The sequence below is a fragment of the Microbispora sp. NPDC046933 genome (genome assembly GCF_040644635.1).
Lineage (GTDB): Bacteria > Actinomycetota > Actinomycetes > Streptosporangiales > Streptosporangiaceae > Microbispora.
The window spans coordinates 326,369-346,775 of the sequence record NZ_JBEYWW010000001.1; the positions used below are offsets into that span (position 1 = coordinate 326,369).

General features: G+C 73.4%; 15 protein-coding genes. 6 read left to right on the top strand and 9 right to left on the bottom strand.

What is annotated here, in order from left to right:
* Positions 1-6 precede the first annotated feature (6 nt).
* A complete protein-coding gene (eccB, locus tag ABZ857_RS01405; RefSeq protein ID WP_357035634.1) occupies positions 7-1,419 on the top strand; it encodes a type VII secretion protein EccB in 1,413 nt (470 codons plus the stop codon).
* A gap of 1 nt (position 1,420) precedes the next feature.
* On the opposite strand, the gene ABZ857_RS01410 is transcribed toward eccB, so the two are convergent.
* The 9 genes from ABZ857_RS01410 to ABZ857_RS01450 all read right to left on the bottom strand — a co-directional run bounded on the left by ABZ857_RS01410 (position 1,421) and on the right by ABZ857_RS01450 (position 17,062).
* Positions 1,421-1,963 carry a hypothetical protein gene (locus tag ABZ857_RS01410; RefSeq protein WP_357035637.1) on the bottom strand — a complete coding sequence of 181 codons (543 nt, stop codon included), beginning with the start codon at positions 1,961-1,963 and terminating at the stop codon, positions 1,421-1,423.
* Between the two features lie 10 nt (positions 1,964-1,973).
* Entirely contained in the window at positions 1,974-2,483 is a 510-nt protein-coding gene (locus ABZ857_RS01415) for a hypothetical protein (protein WP_357035640.1), read from the bottom strand.
* Positions 2,483-12,487, bottom strand: coding sequence for a hypothetical protein (locus ABZ857_RS01420; protein WP_357035643.1), 10,005 nt, complete (start codon positions 12,485-12,487; stop codon positions 2,483-2,485). Before ABZ857_RS01420 ends, ABZ857_RS01415 begins: the two co-directional genes overlap by 1 nt.
* 2 nt (positions 12,488-12,489) lie before the next feature.
* A complete protein-coding gene (locus ABZ857_RS01425; protein ID WP_357035646.1) occupies positions 12,490-12,840 on the bottom strand; it encodes a hypothetical protein in 351 nt (116 codons plus the stop codon).
* On the bottom strand, positions 12,837-13,259 hold the full coding sequence (locus ABZ857_RS01430; protein WP_357035649.1) for a YbaB/EbfC family nucleoid-associated protein: 423 nt from the start codon (positions 13,257-13,259) through the stop codon (positions 12,837-12,839). Before ABZ857_RS01430 ends, ABZ857_RS01425 begins: the two co-directional genes overlap by 4 nt.
* Before the next feature lie 239 nt (positions 13,260-13,498).
* Complete coding sequence (locus ABZ857_RS01435) at positions 13,499-13,837, bottom strand: hypothetical protein (protein WP_357035652.1); 339 nt, start codon at positions 13,835-13,837, stop codon at positions 13,499-13,501.
* A 34-nt stretch (positions 13,838-13,871) separates the two neighbouring features.
* Positions 13,872-15,146 (bottom strand): SseB family protein, encoded by a 1,275-nt coding sequence (locus ABZ857_RS01440; RefSeq protein WP_357035655.1) that lies wholly within the window; start codon positions 15,144-15,146, stop codon positions 13,872-13,874.
* 14 nt (positions 15,147-15,160) lie between these two features.
* Entirely contained in the window at positions 15,161-15,928 is a 768-nt protein-coding gene (locus ABZ857_RS01445; protein ID WP_357035658.1) for a hypothetical protein, read from the bottom strand.
* Between the two features lie 3 nt (positions 15,929-15,931).
* Complete coding sequence (locus ABZ857_RS01450; protein ID WP_357035661.1) at positions 15,932-17,062, bottom strand: hypothetical protein; 1,131 nt, start codon at positions 17,060-17,062, stop codon at positions 15,932-15,934.
* 237 nt (positions 17,063-17,299) lie between these two features.
* On the opposite strand from ABZ857_RS01450, the gene ABZ857_RS01455 reads away from it, so the two are divergent.
* The 5 genes from ABZ857_RS01455 to ABZ857_RS01475 all read left to right on the top strand — a co-directional run bounded on the left by ABZ857_RS01455 (position 17,300) and on the right by ABZ857_RS01475 (position 20,400).
* Positions 17,300-17,650, top strand: a complete 351-nt coding sequence (locus tag ABZ857_RS01455; RefSeq protein WP_357035663.1) for a WXG100 family type VII secretion target — start codon at positions 17,300-17,302, stop codon at positions 17,648-17,650.
* Positions 17,651-17,689: 39 nt separating this feature from the next.
* Positions 17,690-17,989, top strand: coding sequence for a WXG100 family type VII secretion target (locus ABZ857_RS01460; RefSeq protein ID WP_030508519.1), 300 nt, complete (start codon positions 17,690-17,692; stop codon positions 17,987-17,989).
* Between the two features lie 79 nt (positions 17,990-18,068).
* Entirely contained in the window at positions 18,069-18,431 is a 363-nt protein-coding gene (locus ABZ857_RS01465) for a hypothetical protein (protein WP_357035666.1), read from the top strand.
* A gap of 17 nt (positions 18,432-18,448) precedes the next feature.
* The gene (locus tag ABZ857_RS01470) at positions 18,449-19,969 is read left to right on the top strand and encodes a hypothetical protein (RefSeq protein WP_357035669.1); all 1,521 of its coding nucleotides are present in this window, start codon (positions 18,449-18,451) and stop codon (positions 19,967-19,969) included.
* Between the two features lie 17 nt (positions 19,970-19,986).
* Complete coding sequence (locus ABZ857_RS01475) at positions 19,987-20,400, top strand: hypothetical protein (protein ID WP_357035672.1); 414 nt, start codon at positions 19,987-19,989, stop codon at positions 20,398-20,400.
* Positions 20,401-20,407: the final 7 nt, after the last annotated feature.

Sequence of the window (20,407 nt, forward strand, 5' to 3'; positions counted from 1 at the left end):
GGTGACGTGCAGACCCGGAAGGACCTCTACCAGGCATACCGGCTGATGCAGCAGCGCCTGGGCCAGGCCCTGCTGCAGGGAGAGCCGGACGTCGCGGAGTCGCCGATGCGGCGGCACACCCTGGCCACGTTCTGCGGAGTCCTGCTGTCGGTGTTGCTGCTCGCCGTCTTCGGCATCTGGGGTGTGATCAAGCCGGGCGGCGCCACCAAGCTCACCGAGCCCGGCCAGCTCCTCGTCGAGCAGGACACCGGGGCGACGTACGTCTACAGCCAGCAGGAGCGCGTGCTGCTCCCCGTGGCGAACTACGCCTCCGCCCGGCTGCTGCTCGACACCGCCGACGTGACGGTGCGCGACGTCTCCGCCGCCTCACTGGCCGAGCTGCCGCGCGGGCCGCTCGTCGGCATCCCCGGCGCGCCCGACTCGCTGCCGGCCAAGGACAAGCTGGTGCACGGACCGTGGTCGGTGTGCGTGGTGGACGGCCCCGACGCCACCGGGGCCCCGCGGCCGTACGTCACGCTGGTGGGCGGCGTGGACGTCGGCGGCAGGCCCCTCGGCGGCGGCGCCATGGTCGTGGACGACGGCCGGCAGAAGTGGGTCGTCTGGGGCGACCGGCGAATGCGGGCGAACTCCAGCGCGGTGAGCGCCCTGAACGCCCAGCCCAGGAAGGTCCCCGCGACCTGGCTCAACGCCATCCCCGAAGGCACCGACTTCGGCGGCCCGAAGGTGCCGCACCTGGGCAGGAAGGTCCGGGGGCCCGACGGGAAGGTCACGGCGGCGGTCGGGCAGGTGTTCACCGTGCCCGGCATCGGGGGCGCTCCGGCTCGCTGGTACGTCCTGCTGTCCGACGGCCTCGCGCCGATCACCCTCACCCAGGCCACGCTCCTGCTGGCCGACCCGGCCATCAAGGCGGCGTACGGCAAGCGCCCCCCGCGGGCCGTCCCGATCGACGCGGCCACGGCCAACGCCTCGCCCTCCAAGCAGAGCGTGCAGGGCGGCGGGATGCCCGAGACGATGCCCACGGTGACCTCCCCCGCCTCCACCACCCCGCTGTGCGCGGTCTACGCCGGCACCCGCGGCGGCTCCACCCGGGCGACCCTGACCGTCGGCGCCTCGATCGCCATCCCCACGCCCAGGACCCCGGGCGGCCAGGAGACCTTCGACCAGGTGCTGCTCCCGCCGGGATCGGCGGCGGTCGCCGGGCTGCTGCCGGGCGAGGGGCAGCTGGGGTCGATCGCGAACTACTTCCTGGTCACCGACCAGGGCCGCAGGTTCGCCGTCGCCTCGGCCGACCTGCTGCCGAAGCTCGGCTACGACGCCGCCGACGCCACGCCGGTGCCCGCGCACCTGCTGCATCTCATCCCCGAGGGCCCGGCGCTCGACCCGGCCGCCGCCCGGGTGCCCGTGCCGCTCGGCAAGTAGGTCAGCCGTTGAGGCGGCGGAAGTCGTCCAGGTTCTGCCGATAGAACGCGATGTCCTCGGCCAGCCGGTCGCGCAGGAAGCAATCGGGCTCCGCCTCGCGGGCGGCCAGCCCCGCCTCGGTCCAGAACGCCTCGGCGGGCACCTCGTCCTCGCCGGGCGGGATGAACTTGAGCGCCTCCCCCAGCGCGTCCCCGGCCGCCTCCCATCCGCTCACCACGCGCTGGAAGAGGCCCTCGTCCCCCGGCTCCTCGGTGTATTCGAGGTCGTCGGCGAGGGCGCGGCGCGCGTACCCGGCACCGGCGAGCCGCCACTGGCCGGGGTCGATCAGCTCGGACAGGCCGACGCCGAACCGCTCCCCCTCGTCCCTGGCCTCCGCCTCGCTCGCGTACGGCACGAGCACCTCGACCCCGCCGGACCTGACCGTCCACGCCTCGGGCCCCTCGACCGGCGGCTCCTCGTGTGCGGCCTCGTCCACGGTCAGCGCGAGATACAGCCGGGCCTCCGCCAGCGTCCGCGCGTACGGGATCGGCACTGCCTGCTCCATGCCAGCCACTTTAGGCTCCGGCCAGCTCCCGGTAGGTGTCGCGGACGACGAGCAGCCGGTCGAGGCGGAACCGCCCCGGCTCGGCGGCGCGCACGGCCCGTCCCCGCTCCGACCAGAACGCGTCCTCGGGCACCTCGTCCTGCCCGGGCGGGACGAACTTGATCACTTCCTCGACCGCGGCCCTCGCGATGGACAGCGCCTGCCGCTCCCCATCCTCCGGGACGTTGCCCGCGGTCAGGTCGGCCACCCACAGCCACTCGCCGGGGTCCAGCAGCTCGGACGGCTCCGCGCCGCCGAACGTCGGGAAGCCGGTGGGCGTCACCTCCCGCTCCGGGAGTGCGAACAGGTGCTCCCGCTCCGCGCCGCAGGCCGCGCACCGCCCCTCGTAACAGGTGACCAGCTCCCCCTCGACGCTCTCCAGGCCGCTGTCCCAGTCGGTGTCCGCCGAGCCGCAGGCACAGGGGTGCAGGTCGAGGTAGAGGTGCGCCTCGTCCCTGCTCCTGGCGATCGAGTACGGCATCACGCGTTCCTCATCTGTCGCTGTCCGGTGTCCTCCGGTGCGGGCACGGTCTCGTCCTCGTCGTCGGGCGGCTCCCAGCCGGAGGGGTTGCTGAGCCTGCGCATCCGCTCCCACACGTCGAGGACCGGCGCCTGAGGCGGCACGGTGACCCACGGCGGCGGGGGCGCCGCCTGGCCCCGCGCGCCGAGGTCGCGGGCGACCGCCTCGATCTCGTGCCGCAGCCGCGCCCGCTCGTCGTCCGAGGTCGTCGCCCTCCATCGGCGCGACAGGTAGGCGTGCTCGTTGTAGCGGGCGGCGGCACAGGCGTCGTAGCCGGGATCGAGGGCGTTCAGGAAGCGGCGCACCACCCCCTGCTCCAGTGCGGCCCGCTTCTGCAGGGTGTCGCTGATCTCGTGCAGCAGCACCCGGGCCACCACGTCGGGGGCCAGTCTCGGCGCCAGCCGGATCACGTGCGGGCCCGTGCCCGCGCCGACCTCCGTACGGCCCGGGCGTCCGCCGCCTGGGTCCTCGGGCAGCACGACGAAGCGCTGCGTGCCGGACCGGGCGGTCTCGACGGTGACGACCGTGCCGTCCGGCGTCACGCTCACGGCGTGGACGCCCCGGCCGAAGGCCGCCGGGCGCAGGTCGGCGACGGCCTGGGGGATCTCGTCGTTCGACAGGTCGGGCAGGTGCGGGGCCCGGCCGTCGGCCACGAACGCGGTCCCGGGGATGGGCCTGGCCGTCACGTTGCCCGCGAGCGGGGCGGTGACGAGGGGGTTGCCGCCCCAGGTGGCGTCCGCGGCCGTCTCGGGCACCGGCCAGCCAGGGTCGGCCGGTGCGGGCCGGGCGACGCCGAGGGCGTCGAGCCGTTCGCCGATCCGGTCGGCGAACCCGTCGGACCGCCCGCCGTACAGGTCACGCAGGTCGAGGCCGTGCCGCTCGGCCAGCGCCACCAGATCGGGCGGCACCGAGCCGAGCGCCTCGGCGAAGGACTCGCCGGACAGTTCGCCCGCGGGCGTGGCACGGTAGCGCTCGACGGTGCCGTCGGGCCGCCTGAGATGAAGGTGGACGTCGGCGCCGAGGTCGCGGGCGAGCAGCCTCGCCTCCTCCACGAGCGCCATGGGTCCCGGCGCCGTCGCGTTCGTTCGGCCGATGTCGGCGGTGATGCCCACCGGCTGCGTCCCCGTCCGTCCTCTGAGCACCTCGGCCATCGCCCTGCTGGGTGCGGCCGGGTCGTACGACGGCCGCCTCGCGGCCATTTCCCGGACGGCGTCGTGGGAGAAGAAGACGCCGGGCGCCGTGGCCCGCTGCCGGTGGAAGTCCCACAGCGGCCGGGCCGCGCCGGCGGCGCGACGTGCCGGCATCTCCTCCAGCGCGTGCTGGAACATGATCAGGTGGGCCGTGCCGGTCGTGCCGTGCGGGATGTCCACGCTCCACAGCACCGTCTCCGCGCCGTCGCGCGCCACCTGGCGCACCTCGAACCGGAGGTCGAAGTCGACCCGGAACCGCACCTTGGCCCCGGTGCCCTTCTCGAAGACGCTGGTCTCGTCGCGGTTGCCGCCGCTGCCCGAGCTCGACTGCGCGGTCTGGTCGCCGGCGCCGAGGTCGGCGCCGGCGCCCACGGCGTGCCCCGCGCTGTACGTGCGGCCGAGCGGCAGCATCTGCCCCCGGTCGGTGGCCGTGCCGGCCGTGTTCTGCTCGCGGTCGACCTGCCCCAGTTCGGTGTCCTTCAGGCCCAGGGCCACCGGGTCGGGCTCGGAGAGGTCGGCGTGTATCCGCACGTCCACCACCTCGCCCGGGCTGCCCGGCATGGGCAGCCGGATGAGCCGGTGCCCGTCGGGGCCGGTCATCCGCTCCAGCCGGGTCGTGAGGCCGTTCCCGGTGAGCGCCTTGGCCAGTTCGGCGTAGTGCTCCATGGTGGCGGCCCGGCCGAGCAGGTCCTCCCGGGAGAGCCGGTCGAACACGGCGCGCAGCAGCCCGTCGGCCCTGAGCCGCTCGGTCACGAAGACCTCCGGTGGCACGACCCGCCGCACGTCGGGCCGGGCGGGCGGCCGCGCGGCGACCGTGCCCTCCTTGGCCACCATGCCGTCCGGCAGCACCCGGGCCATCGTGCCGTCCAGCGTGATCTTGCTGGTCGGGGGCACGCCGGTGGTCCTGGCGACGGCGCCGCGCAGGCGGCTCGACGTGCGTTCGACCTCGATCGTGATGGTCACCGGATGCTCGACGAGTTGCCCGCCGCGGAACGCCGCCGCCCGCTGGATGCGGGTCCGCTGGGTGCCGGTGGAGGCCGTGCCGGTGTTCGAGCGGTCGGTGGCGGCCGCGCGGCCGCCGCTGCCGGTGTCCTGTCCCCCGCCGGCGTTCGCGTTGCCGCCGAACGTCCTGCCCGACGACTCGGCGCGGTCCTCCTGCGTGTACGTGTAGTCCTGGAGGATCTGGCCGAAGTTGTGGACGTTTCCGCCGTAGGTCGCCTCGTCGCCGTGGAGCACCGCGCCGATCCTGACCGTGACGTCCTCGGTGAGGTGCGGGCCGATCCTGAGCGAGTACGTCTTGACGAAGCCCTCCGGCCCGCTCATGTCGTCGATCTTGCCCCACCAGCGTTTGCCGGCGAAGTCGCCGAACAGGCTGCGCAGCAGCACCGGGTCACGCTTCAGCGCGCCGGGCGCCACCTTCCCGATCTGGTCGAGCACCTGGTCGATCAAGCGGGTCGGCGTGCCGTCCGGGGCCGTGAGGTCGGCCGTCTTCACGGTGCTCTCGCCGAGGGAGTCCCGATAGAGGTCCGGGACGTCCACGCGACTGGCGAGGTCCGGCAGTCTCTCGTGCATCCGCTTGAGCCGGTTTCCCTCGGCGGCCAGGTTCATCGGGAAGTCCTCGGCGAGCCGCTCGGTGAGCATGGCACGAGGGTGCTTCTGCTCCAGGTCCGGCCGGGGGTGGCCGTCCCTTCGCGCCAGCGCCCGGTCGGCCAGATATCTGCGGGCCAGCGGCACCGCCGTACGCGGGTCGAGCCGGAGGTTGCCGTCCAGCAGCCGCGTCACCGCGTCGGCCACCTGGTCGAGGGGCAGCTTGAGCCGGCCCCTGCCGTACAGGTCGAGCGCGTCGCGCTCGGGAAGGGAGTAGACGACCGTCCTGTCCCGCAGCGGCTCGGCGTCGGCCCGCCGGTTGCCCGCTTCGTCCCCGGAAACAGTGATGTCCGTCTTCATCGCGAACACGTAGTGCTTGCCGGTGTCGATGGCCAGCCGTTCCCTGCCCCAGATCGCCGTGTCGGAGATCGAGGTGGACGTGCTCCCCGCCCCGGACGCGCCGGCCCCCTCCCTGCCGCCGAACGGGCCGGGCAGGGCCTCGTTCGCGCCGGTCGAGACGTCCGCCGACCGTCCGCCGCGCGTCTCCGTCCGCGTGGTGTGCGCGCCCATCGTGAAGTTGATGTCGCCGATCACCAGGTCGGCCGCGGTCACGAACGCCGACTCGCCCGGCTGGGCCGTGATCCACGCCGACGCCCGGTGCGTACGCAGGCCGCGCGGGCGAACGGCCAGGGCGGTGCTGTACGTCGTGGCGGGTCTGGCGGGGTCGGCGAGCAGCCATTCCGGGTGGGAGATGAGGTTGCGGATGGTGAACGCCTCGGCGAGGTGGTGGAACGACACCGAGCCGGGCCGCATCGCCCTCGGCAGCACCGATCGGAGGGCGTCGAGCACGCCGGTCCCGTCAACGTGCAGCAGGGTGGCCAGGCTCAGCGCCTCGGAGGACGTCGGGTGGCTGGGCGAGGGCTCGGTCCGGTCCTCGGGCAGGAGGTCGGAGGGCAGCAGCACCCGCATCCACACGTCGTCGCTCTGGGCGAGCGGCGTGACCTTCCCGTCTTCGACCAGGTCCACGGTGAGCGTGTGCGGAACCTCGAAGACCGCCGCCGGAGCGGTGCCCTCTGCCAGCGTGACCAGGTTGCCCGTGTCGTTGAGGGTCGTGCCGGCCGTGCGCCCCTTGTTCCAGTGGAAGCCCCCGTCGCCGCCGGTCGAGCCGGCCTCGCCCGGGTTCGTCTCCAGGCCGAGGCCGGGTGCGATGTCCCGGCCCCGGCCGCGCGACCGGCCGACCGACCGGCCGGAGGTCTCCGACGAGATGTCGAGGTCGGTCACGACGTCGGCGGCGCTGGTGCCCTGGAGCTCCTCCTGGCCCGACTGCTCCAACCGGATGCGCACCGTGAGGTGCCGGCCGGCCCGGCCGATGCCCTGGCTCACCAGGTCGAGGAAGATCCCGTCCTGCATGGCCTGGTCATACGCGGTCTGCAGACGGGCCGGGGAGAACTGCTCGGCCAGCTCGATCATGTTGGCGATCTGGCTCGCCCGGGTCAGCGGGTCACGCGACAGTCGGCCGTTCTCGTCCGGCAGCAGGCCGCGCGCACGCAACGCCGCCTCGACCTTCGCGCGCACCTCGTCGAGGTTCCTGACGCCGGCCGGCCGGTCGCTCGCCTGCACGAGCGCGGGCCCGGCCCCCGTGGTGCCGCCCGCTGCGCCGTGCGACCAGTCGGGCAACTTGGGCAGGCGGCCCTTCGGCGTGCCGGGCTTCGGGTCGTCCCTGAGCCTGCCGTCCTTCCGTACGGCCGACCGGTCGACGGGAAGGCCGTAGCGGTACGCCTGGGGCTCCGGCATCCGGAACAGGCCAGTGCTCCGGCCGCTCACGGGGGCATGCGGGGCGTCGTCGGTGTTCAGCTGCACGGTCACCGTGTGCTCGAGCTCCAGCGCGTACGCCTGGGTGTGGCCCGCCCAGCGCTGCACACTCGGCCGGATGGCGGTCCCGCCCGCGCTCATCGACCGCGACCGCGACCAGGAGCGGCCGAGGCCGCCCGTGAGGCGCGGTGTGGCGGTCCTGTAACCGTTGAGACCGACGGCGCCCAGCACGTGCCGGGCGCCGACGGGAAGCCGGACTCCCGCGGTGCCCTTGATCTCGAAGGACCGGCCGGCCGAGCGCGAGCCCGACGCGCCCGAGAACCCCACGCGCAGCCGTTCCAGGCGGTGCTTGCTGCTCGGCGTGCCGACCGGCCGCGCCGTGTCCATCACGACCCGGGTCCTGACCCGCACATAGCCGACCACCCGCCCGTTCACGGTGATCGGGCGGCGCAACCCCTCGGGATCGTTGATCGCCTCGCCGAGCCGGGCCGGCAGCTCCTTCGTCAGGATCGTGAGGATCTGGTCGCGGGTCATGCCGCCGACCTCGGGGCGGCCGATCCGCTCGGCGGTGCGGTCGGCGAGGTCCTGGAGCCCGGTCAGCCCGGTGACCGCGTGCTCGGGGAACGGCGTGCGCTGCCACTCCTTACGCGGAAGCCGGGTGACCTCGGCCGGCCCCCGCTGCGCGTGCGTGTGCGGCAGATACACCTGCAGGCTCCGCGCGTCGCCGGCCGTGCCACTGTCCACGCGCGCCGTCTCGGTGCCGGTCGCGGTGCGCAGCTCCACCTCCGCAGAGGCGAGCCCGTCGAGCACCAGCGCCTCGCCCGCGTTGTCCTGCACCGCACCTGCCAGGGCGAAATCCGACGCGTTGCCGCTGAACGACTCGCTCCTGCCGAAGGTGGCGCCACCCTTGAACACGCCGAACTTCATCAGCATCCCGAGCCAGTGGACGTCCTGCCACGGCTTGGTCAGGGCGTTCAGGTCGAGATTCGGCGCCAGGCGCACCGCACGGTTGGCGGTGGCGGAGGCCGATCGGCCGCCCTGCGGCAACTGGCCGAGCATCGACTGGGAGTGCCGCACCGGATGGCCGAAGACCTCGACCAGGTCGGTGACCTTCAGCCGCAACCGCAGCTCGGCCCGCGTGCCGCGGCCCACCCGCAGCACCACGCCGTCCTGCGACACCAGCCACCTGAAGTTCGACCGCAACACGTGCGACAGCTCGTCGGGCGCGTAGCGGTGGTCGATCCCGGCGCGTTCGAGCATGTCGTTCACGACCTGGGTGAGCCGTTCGAGGTGAGGCAGCCGGCCCGCGGGCGTCGCCTCCGTCAGGACCTCGGACGGCGGCAGGGCGTCCGCGAACGCCTCCCTGTACGCGGTGTGGGCGGCCTCCGCCTCCCGGGCCAGCCGGGCGATCTCCGGCGGCAGCGTGCCTTTCCGGCCCGTGGGGAGGGCGTTCAGGGCGTTCTCCAGCGTCTCGTACGCCGTGCGCGCCTCGACCGCCCGCCGCACCGCCCGCGCGTACGCCTCCTTGCTCCGGCGGGCGCGCTCGGCGCTCGCCCGATGGTCGGCGCGGTCCGCCAGCGCCTTGCGGCGGCGTTCCTCGGCGCCGCGGTCCTCTTCCCGCGACGCCTTGTCGGCGGCCTCCTCGGCCTTCTTGGCGTCGGCCGTGGCCGCTCTGGTGTTGTCGATCTTCTCCTTGACCGCCTTGAGCAGTTCGTCGGCGGCGTTCGCCAGCGTCTCCCGCTGGGTGCGGGCCAGCCCGAGCAGGTCCGCCACCGGATCCGACGCGGTGGGGCTCTGCGTGGTGGTGCTCTGCGTGGTGGGGCTCTGCGTGGTGGGGCTCTGTGCGGTGGAGGTCTGCGTCGCGGGGCCGGGCGTCGTCGGGGAGGCGGCGGACGGCGGCCGGGGCGCCGACCAAGGGGGCGCCGGGGCGACGTGCCCGAGCCTCTCGATCTCACGCCCGAGTTGCTCGATCTCGTGCGCGATGGCGGGGCGTTCCTGCGCCGGGGCCGCCCGCCACTGCCTGTCCAGGAGCGCGTGCTCGCGATAGCGGGCCGTCACGCAGACCATGGCGTCCCGCTCGGCCGTACGGCTCAGGAAGGAACGGATCACGCCCTGCCTGGGGCCGGACATCCGCTGGAAGACGTCGCTGATCTCGTGCAGCCACACCCGGGGCAGGATGTCGTTCGCCAGGCGCGGCGACAGCCGTACGACGTGGGGGTCTACGGCCGTGCCCGACCGCACCCTGGTCCTGGCGAGACGGCCGTCGGGCACCCGGCCGATCTCGAACCGGAAGTGCTGCGCGCCGAGCCGGCCCGTGTCCACGACGACCGTCTGCTCGCCGGCTCGGCCCAGCCCCGTCACGTCCGGGGCCACGTCGGACGCGTGGAGCGACAGGAAGCCCTGCTCCGCCTCCTGCGACGAGAGGTCGGCCAGGTGCGGCGGCCTGCCGCCGGCGACGAACAGGCTCCGCGCGATCGGCCGGGCGGTCACCCGGCCACGCCCCCGGGTCGTACGCGGTCCCGGCCGCGCGCCGGACGGCCCCGGCGGGTTGTTTGTTTGGGCGGAACTCGCCGCCGGAGCGGTCCCGGTGTTGGAGGCGGCGGTGTTGGAGGCGGTGGTGGTGGAGGAAGCCGCGGTGTTCGAGGGGGCCGCGATAGTCGAGGCAGGCGCCCCGGTGGAGGTCGCGGCGGTCTGGCCTCCGCTCGCCGGGTTGGCCGTCCCATTCGTGCCGGCGGTGGGCGGGATCCCGGCGAGGGTCTCGGCGCGGCGGACGATGTCCGCGGCGGTGTCGGAGGAGCGGCCGACGCGAAGGGCGTGGTCGGGTCCGTGCGGCGGGACCGCCGCCGCTTCCGCTACCAGTCCGGCCCCCGCGTCGCTCAGCCGGTCGGGCCGCCGGCTGCGTGGGTTGTCCTCCAGCACCTCGCCCGCCACCTCGACGGCGGCGGCGCGGCTGTCCGGCGTCGCGTCGGCGAGCCGGGCGAGCGCGTCGAGGGCCCCCTCGACCGGGAGACCCCGGCTCTCCTCGGCGATCCTCGCCCCCAGCAGGGCGGCCGCCTCCGCGCGGAGCCGAGGCGTGTCCACGCCCTCGGCGGCACGGGCCGTGAGCCGATCCTCGAGGGCCTTCATGTCCTCGCCCGACAACCGGATCGGGCTTCCGTCAGGACCGGTCAGCCTGGCGCCCTGGTCATCGCGCAGGAAGAGCACGTCGGGCGCGATCGTGAACAGCACATCGGAGACCGCCGTACGAGCCGAAGCGTGCGGCGCGGCGGCGCTTCCGGAAGTGCTGCCGCCGGTCGTCCCCGAGGACCCCGCCGACGCCGAGGCGGCCGGTGACGCCGCGGCGGATGACGTGGTGCCACCGGAGGGAGAAGCGGACGACGGCGCAGCGGACGAGGTCGTCCCCGTGGACACGGCCGGCGTGGGCGTCCCGGCGGAGGTGGCAGGTGTAGACGCGGCGGGCGTGTTCGCGGAACCGGCCGCAGCGGGGCCGGCCGCCGCCGCGCTGGCCGTGCCAGCCGTGTTCGCCGCGCCAGCGGTGTTAGCTGCGTTGGCCGCGCCAGCGGTGTTAGCTGCGTTGGCCGCGCCAGCGGTGTTGGCCGTGTTGGCGGCGCCGGCCGTGCCGGTCGTGCTGCTTGAGCCGGCCGCTGGGGCGGGATTGGCGGTGGCCGGTTGGCCGGACGCGCTCTGCGCTGCCGCCGGCGCCTGACCCGGATTCGCGGCGGACGAGCCCGCCGCGTTCGCGTTGGCCATGTTGCCCGCGTTCGACGCGCTGCCGGGTGCACTGCCGGGTGCACTGCCGGAACCGGCCGCACCGGGGGTGGCGCCGCCCGCGTTGGCGGTACCGGCCGAACCGGGGTTCGTCGTGCTCGCGCCGGATTGTGCGGGGGACGGCCCGGTGGCGACCGGCTGGCCGGAAGCGCTGGGCGCCGCGCTCGCTGCCTGGGCGGCTCCGCCCGGCGTCGTGGGCGCCGGGTGTCCGGCGCCGGACGTGACGGCCGGACCGCCGGAGGGCTGCCCCAAGACAGACGCGGTGCTCGTGCCGCCCGAGCCCGTGGGCCCGCCGCTGCTTGCGGCCTGGCCGCCGCCGGGCCCGCCCGTGTGCGCGCCGCCCGAGGGCTGTCCGCCGGTGGGATCCGGAGACGTGCCGGCGAGGGCGCGGGTCAGGTCGGTGCGCAGGCTGGTGTCGTACGCCGAGGCCAGGGCCGTACGCGGGCGGACGACCGCCTCGATCACGTCCGGGTTGAACGGGCTGATCGTGTTCGTACGGCCGGCGCCCGACAGCGCGGCCCCGAGCAGCGACTCCCCGTCGGGCAGCTCCCACTGGCCGTACACGAGCCCGTTGGCCAGGACGCTCCCGGCCGGGGAAGCGATCACATTGGTCAGGCCGGTCGTCAGCGCCCGGCCGGGGAAGCGCCTGAACGCGTTGCCGACGCCCGGGGCGTCGGTGTTCAGCCTTCTGAGCAGGGGCATCCTGTTGACCAGGTTGCTGACGGGATGCGCGGCCCGCATGCCGACGGCCGCGCCGCCCGCCGCACCGACGGCGACGGCGCTCGTCATCTTCCAGTCCCAGCCGTCGCGGGTGCCCGTCTTCCGCTGCTGGAGCTGCGCGATGCCGTCGCCGGCGATTTCCTCGCCGATCTCCTCCACCAGTTCCCTGCCCAGGGGGTTGGCGAGGATACGGCCGAGCAGGCCGAGCCGGGCCGACGACAGCAGCGTTCCCCTGGCGAGCGCCTGGGCGGCGGCGGGACGGCCGGCGGCGAGGGCGAGCCGTTCGAGGATCTTCTCCATCTCGGCCCGGGCGCGGGCGGCGATCGGCCCGACGAACCGGGTGGAGGCCCCGGCGGAGTAGAAGGCCGCGACGAGCGCGATGAACGTGGCGATCAGCGCGATCCAGAAGACCACGTTGTTGGACAACTTGGAATACTGCGTCTCGCGGGCATAGTTGTCGGCCTGCGCCGCGTAGGCGAAATGGTTGTTCGCCACCCCGAGCAGGCCGGACTGCTCCGAGTAGTGCTCGCCGAGCCGGGTCAGGAACGCCTGCGTCGACGGGCCCTGCATCCCGCTGAGCACGGCGACGGCGGCGGCTCCCACCGGATCGACGGACCTGACCAGGCTCACGGTCGCGGCCCGGTGGGCCCGGGCGAGCTGCCACAGCAGGCTCTCGCTCGCCTCCGGCCATGTCTGGCCCGCGGTGAGCAGGGCGATGAGGTCGTCGGCCCAGGCGGGCAGCGACTCGCCCCAGGCGGGGGTGACGTCGGCGACCGAGCCGCCGCCGTCGGCGAACTCGGGCAGCCCGTCGCCGGTCGAGGTGACGTCGCCGTCCGTCGTGCCCGGGTGGCCGCCGGAGCCCTTACCGGACGCGGAGGAGTGCGTCATCGTCAGACCCGCCCCAGGATCTCGCGCACCTCCCTGGCCCGTTCGGCGTCCATTCCACGAGCGTTCTCGGCGCTGCGCCGTACGGTCGGGCCGAGCTCGACCACCTTCGCGGCGAGTTCCTCACCCTGCTTCATCAGCGTGTCGGGCCCGTCGCCCTGCATGTAGGCGGAGTGGAAGGCGGCGCCGGCCGTGTCGTGCCCCCACGGTTCGGCGGCGTTGAGCCGCCGGATCTCCCGCAGGCTGGCGGTGTAGCCGCTCTCGGCGTCGGTCGACGCGGCGTGCCACTGCGACAGGCCCTTCGCGAGCTGCTGCGGGCGGATGTCGACGTAGTTCACCTCGAACAGCTCGTTCATGGTCTCCCCGGCGTCTGTTTCGGCATCTGCTTCGACATCTGTTCGAGCACGGCGTCGAGGTCGCCGGCGATGTGCGCTCTCATCTGCTCGGCGGGGATGAGCGGCGCGAAGATCTCGACGACCCGGTCCTGGGCCTTGGCCGCGGCGGCGTGGATGGTCCGCGTGATGGCGTCGGCCAGGCCGCGCGCGTCCTGCCGCCGGTAGATGCGCGGGTCGAGGTCGAGCCTGATCAGGTCGCCGTTCGCGCCGACGGTGGCCGCCACGAGCCCGTCACGCGACTTCTCCGTCACCTGTACGGCACGCGCCTTCTCGTGCAGCGCGGGCGCCTCCTCCTGCAGGCGCATGAACGTGGCCCGCAGTTCCTCGGCGTACGCCCGCATGCCGGCGGCGTCCGGCGTCTGTCCCCCGGCCGTGTTCATCACCCCGATCGACCGCGTTCACCTCGGCGATGATCTATGTCCAATATCGGGGATTATCACACCTTCATTTGACATCCGGCTAGTGAACCGGTGACACGGGAGGTCCGATGACCAAAGCCGCCGAACCTCTCGAGTAGTGATCCCCATCCGGGACGTGGCGAGCCGGGCGTGGGCAGGCAGCGCGCCGCGTGGCGAGGAATCTCCTCGGCGCGCTCCACGGATGTCGGGACGGCGGCGAATCACGCGCCGGAGAACCTCTTCGCGAGGTCCCGGGCCCATTGCGCGGCCTTGGCCGCCTGGTCGCCGGTGACGGGCGCGCCGGGCATCCGGCTCAGGCGTTCGACCTGCTCGGCGTAGCGCAGGTGCTCCCGGTGAGCGTGTTCCCGGCAGGCGAGGCAGGTGACGCTTTCCGGACGGGTCGAGGTCATCGCATAGGGCACCCGGAGTCCGCAACCGGCGGTGACGACATCCGGCGCGTCGGGCGCGCGGCCCAGCGACGACGCGATCAGGTTGCGGTAGACGGCACCGGCCCGCATCACCTTCTGCTCGACGTGGATGTGTGGATCGGTCTCGCTCATCCGCGTCCGGCCCTCCGATCCGAGTCGTCCGGAATCAGGCTAATGCGTTGAGCCCCAGGTCGAGGGGATCGGCGTGCTCGCGTAGCCCGCTCACCTCGGCGCGGGCCACCCAGCGCCGGTGGACGCCCCGCTCGATCCGCTCCATGCCCAGCGCCCGGGCCACCGGCAGGCGCCCGCCGGTGTATTCGAGCAGCAGCTCTCCCGCGCGCTCGTCGCGTACGAGGCAGGGGGCGCCGCGCCACTCGCACACCCGGGTGACGTGGAAGACGGTCTCGCACTCCTCGGCGGGCACCGGCCGCACGAAGCGGCCCGGGGCGCGCTCCTCGAACCCGTCCGCCGGGACGTCGCCGAGCAGCCGCATCAGCAGCCCGTCGTGTCCCGGATCGGGATTCGCCGGAAACTCGGCTCCCCGCCAGCGCGCCCGGTAGGAGCTCGCCGGGGCCCGCGCCGGGTGCTCGCCCGGCTCCCAGCGGCCGAGGTCGCCGTCGTACACGGCCCGTACGATCTCGGTCCCGGCCGCGGTCAGCTCGACGATCTCCGAGCCGTGCGGCAGCCGTAGGGCGTCCACCTTGTACTCCCGGACCAGGGAGTCGACGTTCGGCGCGAGGCCCATGCCGACGAACGGCGGCTCCTCGACGACCCAGCCCGCCACCGCCGCCATGCCCGCCTCGTCGACCCCGCCGTACGGGGTGCGGTAGAGGTTCAGCCCGACCGTGCGCCACCGCAGCAGGAGAAGCGAGCCGCCGCCGGTCAGCAGGTCGTCGTCCGCGCCCCGGCCCAGCGCGTCGGCGAGCACGGCCGGCGTCGCCACATGGGCGACGTCGAGGGCGTGGTGGCAGTAGCCGGACACGCGCGACTCCCCCTCGCCGAGATAGGTCCGCAGGTCGTGCGGCGTCAGCGGCTTCTGCACGACCGGCAGCGCGGGCTCGGGCTCCGCCATGCGGTCCTGCGCGAGGGTGGGGACCGCGAGCCTGGCGACGGTCCCCGGTTCGAGCAGGAAGCGCACCGGCAGGCCGGGATTGACGGCGAGGCCCCATCGGGGATCGGGCCACCCGGCGGCCAGCTCGGCCAGCGAGGTGATCCTGACCCGCGACAGTCCCGTGGCCGCCCGCATGGCCTCGACCGACGTGTAGGCGGGCAGCCACACCCGGTCGGGCGCGGTGATCGTCGGCCAGGCGGCGTCCCCCTCCGCGGGCGCGGGCAACGCCAGCTCGGTGTCCCTGAGCATGCTCAGGCAGGCCGCGAGGTCGCCCGCCTCGTACGCCGCCCCGAGCCGCCGTTCGAACGCGGTCGCGGCCCAGTCCGTCACAGGTTGCCGGCCCGTCAAAGGCTGAACGGCGGCAGGAAGGACGGCGGCTTCGTCCCGCCGAGGTCGCCGAGGTCGGGCTGGGGCTCGGTGAGACCGCCGGTGGCCGGGTCGAAGGCGACCTTTGCCCTGGTGAGGTCGGGCACGTCGGCGGCGATCGCCGTCATGCCGGGGAACTTCGCGCCGGCGGCGCTGTAGAGATAGCCGGACACGGTGAGGATTCCGGCGACCTTCCAGCTCGTCTTCATCATCGTGCCGACCACCTTCTGCGCCACCCGGCCCAGGCCGACCATCGCCCGCGCCACCATGGGCCGGGTGGCGGCGAAGGTGAGCACCTGCCCCTTGCACGCCTGGCTGAACACGGCGACCGCCATGGCCGAGCCGCCCAGCGACAGGGACACCCAGCTCGCCGCGTCGTAGAGGTCGGCGCCCGAGTCGAGGCTGCCGCCGACGCACTCCTTGCACTTCTCGAAGTTGTCGAGCTGGGTGTTCAGCTCGGCGTGCTTCTCCTTGAGCGTGGCGAGCATCCTCCCCTTCAGGTGCCCGTCGGACTCGAGCGCGGCGAACTGCCGGTCCAGGTCCGTGCGCAGCGCCGCGATGCCGGTCTGCTTCCCGTCGGCCGAGGGCTCGTCGCGCCACTGGCGCGCTCCCTGCCGCATCGCCTCAGGATCGGAGATCATGGTCGTCAGCAGCCCCGCCAGCGGCCATCCCGTCGCTTCGAGGCGCGCGGCCGTGGCGGCCATGCCGGCGCCCGCGATGAACCTGCCCTTCGCCAGGTCTGCCATGCCCTAGTCCTCCTCCTGCATCCCGAGGACGGCGGGCGCCACGTCCTCGTCGCCGAACCAGGTGCTCTCGTCCTCCGGCACCGCGGGCCCCCGCTCGCGGTCCTTGTCGTCGCCGCCGCTCCCCGCGCCCGCCATGGGGGCGTACGGCACCGCGGGCATCCCGCCGGCCCCGATGCCGGCACGGCCGGCGCCGCCGTAGCCGGGGGAAGCGCCCGTGCCGTACGCGCCGGTGCCGTACGCGCCCGTGCCCGTGCCGCCGGCGCCCGGCCGGATCCCCGTGGAGTAGTCGCCCGGCCCGTAACCGGTCGTGCCGAGGTCGGGGAGCGTCGGCACCGTCGGCGGGGCCGGGTTGTGCGCCGAGAGAGCGGTGCCGCCGGGGGTGGCCGGCGCCTGGAGGTTCAGCGCGTTCGGGTCGAGTCCGTTCGGGTCGAGTCCGCTGCCGCCGAGGCCGTTGCCGTTCGGGTCGATCCCGTTGCCGTTCGGGTCGAGCCCGTTGCCGTTCGGGTCACCGGTGCTGGGAAGGTCACCGCCGCTCCCGCCGGGGCCGGGCAACGTGCTCGGGTCGGGCAGGTCGGGGCGCTTCAGGCTGTCGTCGAGGCCGGTGCCCGGTTTGTCCTTCGGCAGCTTCCAGTCGTCCCCGAGGCCGGATCCGGGGCCGCCCTTCGGCAACCCACCTCCGCCGAGCCCCAGCCCCTTGGGGTCGAGCCCGGCTCCCTTCGGGCCACCGTCCAGCCCGTTCAGGCCGCCCTTCCCGGGTCCGCCGGAGCTCTGCTTCTCGGCTTCCTTGGCGTTCTCGACCGCCTGGTCGAGAACGGTCTTCCAGGAGTCGAGGACCTCCTTGCCCTTCGCCACGGCGTCGGCCGCCTGGTCCCGCAGCGTGCTGTGGACGCCGTTCAGCCCGCCGCCGATGGCGCCGAACGTCCCCATGGGCAGGTGGATGTTCTTGATCGCCGCGCTCGTGTCGGCCAGGGTCTGCCCGTGACTCGCCACCCTGTTGGCGAACTTCCCGACCTCGGGGTAGCGCATGAAGAACTCGGGGTCGGCCAGGCGGGGGTCCGCCGCGCCGCCGTTCGCCCCCCTGGAGGTCGCGAGGCCGGCGAAAGGATTCGTCGCGCCCCCGCTCGTATCGGTCACAACATCCTCCAGCCGATTTCCCGACAGGTTGCGTTCACCTAGTTACGGCCAAATCGCCATAAAGCTCGCAAATCGTGCAAATCTCCTAACCGGCTGCCTGACAAATCCGCAAGAGACGTGACAAAATCTTAATCTCGGACAGCCGCGGCAAGCCGCACACTGATCCATTACTGTGACTTTCGGGTCATCACCCGACCCTCCTGGTCGGGGAATTCGACAGGATCAGTGGAGGTGACCATGTCGCACTCTGGCGCAAGCCAGGCCCAAGTGAGCCGGCACGACCTCGACGAGGCGATCACCTGGATCGGCGACGCGGCCGAGAACATCCGCGGCATCCAGCGTTACCTGGACAGCGCCGGCGAGAACCTCAAGGTCCACTGGCAGGGCGAGTCGCACCACGCGTTCAACAAGGTGCACCTGCTGTGGCACGAGCGCATGGACGTCATCCTGGGCAGCCTGCAGACCCTCGCGGAGAGCATCAGGGCGAACAACAAGAACTACGCCGAGTTCAACGCGCACGCGACCGCCGAGATCAACAAGATCGAGGCGCTGATCAACCAGGCCCCGCCCGCCTCGTACAGCCGCTGAGCCCGAGACGACCACCAGGAACGGACGGAGAGCGCGACGGTGGACTTCGACATCACCAAGGTCAACTTCAGCGGTCTCGACACGGGCGAGACCGAGTTCCAGAACGCCTTCAACCGGCTGGTCACCGAGCTGGAGAACCTGGAGAACAAGCTCAACACCAAGACCGCGATCTGGCAGGGCGGCGCCAAGGACGCCTATGACCAGACCAGGCGGATCTGGCAGCAGGAGGCCAAGGGCCTGGCGGACATCGTGTCCCTGCTGGCCAAGAACATCAACATCACCAACATGAACATGCAGGACGTGGAGCGGATCAACGCCGCCATGTTCGACGGCAAATGAGCGGACGTCCGACGGTACGGCCGGCGGCACCGGCGCTCCTCGGCCGGTGCCCGTCACGGCGTTGACGGGAGGGTGACGCATGGCTCGCGACGGCGGCGTGGAGGTCAGCCGCACGGCCCTCAGGAACGCGCGCAAGGACTTCGAGGAGGCGCTGGAGCTGCTGGCGCCCGGTGCGTCCAAACGCGAGGTGACTCCCGTCGCCTTCGCCGAGGGCGGCGCGGTGAAGCGCCTGATCGAGCGCCGTGAGGCCCTCGGCGGCTTCTGGGAGGCCGCCATGGGTTTCCACACGAGCCTGACCGGCGCCGAGGGCGCCGTCACCGCCGTCTACGCGGAGATCGCCGCGACCCTCGGCATCGCCGCCGAGCGCCTGGAGCTGGCGATCAGGAACCTCGACGCCGGGGAGCAGGCGGGCGCGCGGCACGTCGGCGTGGCGGACGTCTAAGCGGTTGGGGAGGCGTCGTGGCCGACAGGAAGATGCCGATCAGGGCGGCGATCGACGCGTCGGAGCCGGGCGTCGTCACGCTGGACGCGTTGCGCACCGCGCTCGAGAAGACCGATCCCGAGCTGATCAGGGCGGCCTCGGGCGAGTTCAAGAGCGTCCACGACAAGCTCAAGTCGGTGCTCGAGACGCTCGACAGGCACCTGGACGCGCTCGACAGGCACTGGACGACCGGTGAGGACGCCAAGCAGGTGAAGGAGCAGCTCCGGCGGCTCAGGGCCTCCACGGCCGCGGCGATGACCGCGATCGTGGACACCTCCCTTCCGGCCGGACAGATGGGGCCGCCCTCGCCACGCGGTGTGGTGCCCGCGCTGGACGTCTACGCCGGCTCCCTCAACCAGTTCAGGGGCGAGAACGTCCCCGAGCCCACGAAGAGCGACGTCGACTGGTACGACGCGGCCATGGAGGCGGGGGCGGTGGGCGCCGCGGGCGGCGCGATCGCGGGCTCTCCCTTCGCGGGCGTCGGAGCCATTCCCGGAGCCGTCATCGGCGGCGTCGGCGGGTTCATCGTGGGCGGCATCGGCGGCGCCATCGGCTCGGTCTTCGGCGACGGCCCCTTCTTCAACCTCTTCGGGGAGTCGAAGGAGGAGAAGGACATGAAGGCGGCCGAGGAGCACCTCAGGAAGCTCACGCAGGCCACGCAGGCCGCCAACGCCCTCTTCCCCGCGTCGCTCGACACCGACGTGCCGAAGTTCGACACGACGCCCCCGGCGTACACGCCGGTGACCGGCCCCGGGTCGGCCCTCCCGAACGGGACGCTCCCCACGGACGTGCGTGGATGGCAGAGCCCCTCGTCACTTGGCGACCTCGGCACGGGCACCGGCCACAACGGCCTCGGCGACGGCGGCTTCCCCGGCTGGAACGGCACCGGCGATCCGTACGGACCTGGCGGCACAGGCGTCCCCGGCGGCGGGACCGGCACCGGCGGCACCGGCGGCACCGGCCCGGACGGCACCGGCGGCGGTGACCTGAACGGCGGCCTCGGCGGCATTCCGGGCGGCACCGGTCCGGGCGGCACTGGGGAGAACGGCACTGGGGAGAACGGCACGCGGCCGGACGGCACCGGGCTCGGCGACACCAGATTCGACGGCACCGGCCGCGGCACCAGCCTCGCCGCCCACACCCCGCGACTGCCCGATATCGGCACCCCGACCGGCGTCCCCGGCGCGGGCTCCGGCACCGGGTACGGCGGCTATGGAGGGTACGGCGGATACGGCGCGGGCGGCGGTTCTGGCGCGGGCGCGGGCACCGGCGCCGGAGGCACGGGAGTGAACGCGGCCGCCCTGCGCGCCGGCGCGGGCACCGGAATGGGCACCGGAATGGGCACCGGAATGGGCAACGGCATGGTCCCGATGGCCCCGCACGGCACGGGCGGGAACGGCGAGCGCCAGGAGCGTGAGCGCACCACCTGGCTGCTCGAAGACGAGGACCTCTTCGTCAGCGACCAGCAGACCACGTCCCCCCGCATCGACAGGGCGTAAGGCGAGGGAGGCGAGACATGAGCCACGATCCCGGCGGTGGGTCGCCGCCGCCGAAGCTGCGGCTGCCCGAGAGCTGGCCGGGTCTCGGCGGGGGCCCGGAGGAGCTGTACATCGACCACACGCGGGTCCGGCAGATCCTCAAGGGACTGCGGGAGGAGCTCGGCACGCTGCGCGGACGCGCTCCCGCCAGCATGAGCGCCACCTGGAGCGGCCCGGGGACCGCGGGCGAGGTCCAGGGGCTGACCAACGTCGGCCCCGCGGAGACCGGCCCGTGGGAGACGGCCAAGTATTTCGGGCTGAACGCCGAGCAGGCCCACGAGGTGCTCAGCGGCAAGTATCAGCTGCTGATCGACCGCATCGAGGCGATGGTGAGCGCCGTCGAGCAGGCCGTCGTGAACTACGAGAAGGGCCACACGAGCAGCAGCGCCTGAGCTGCCG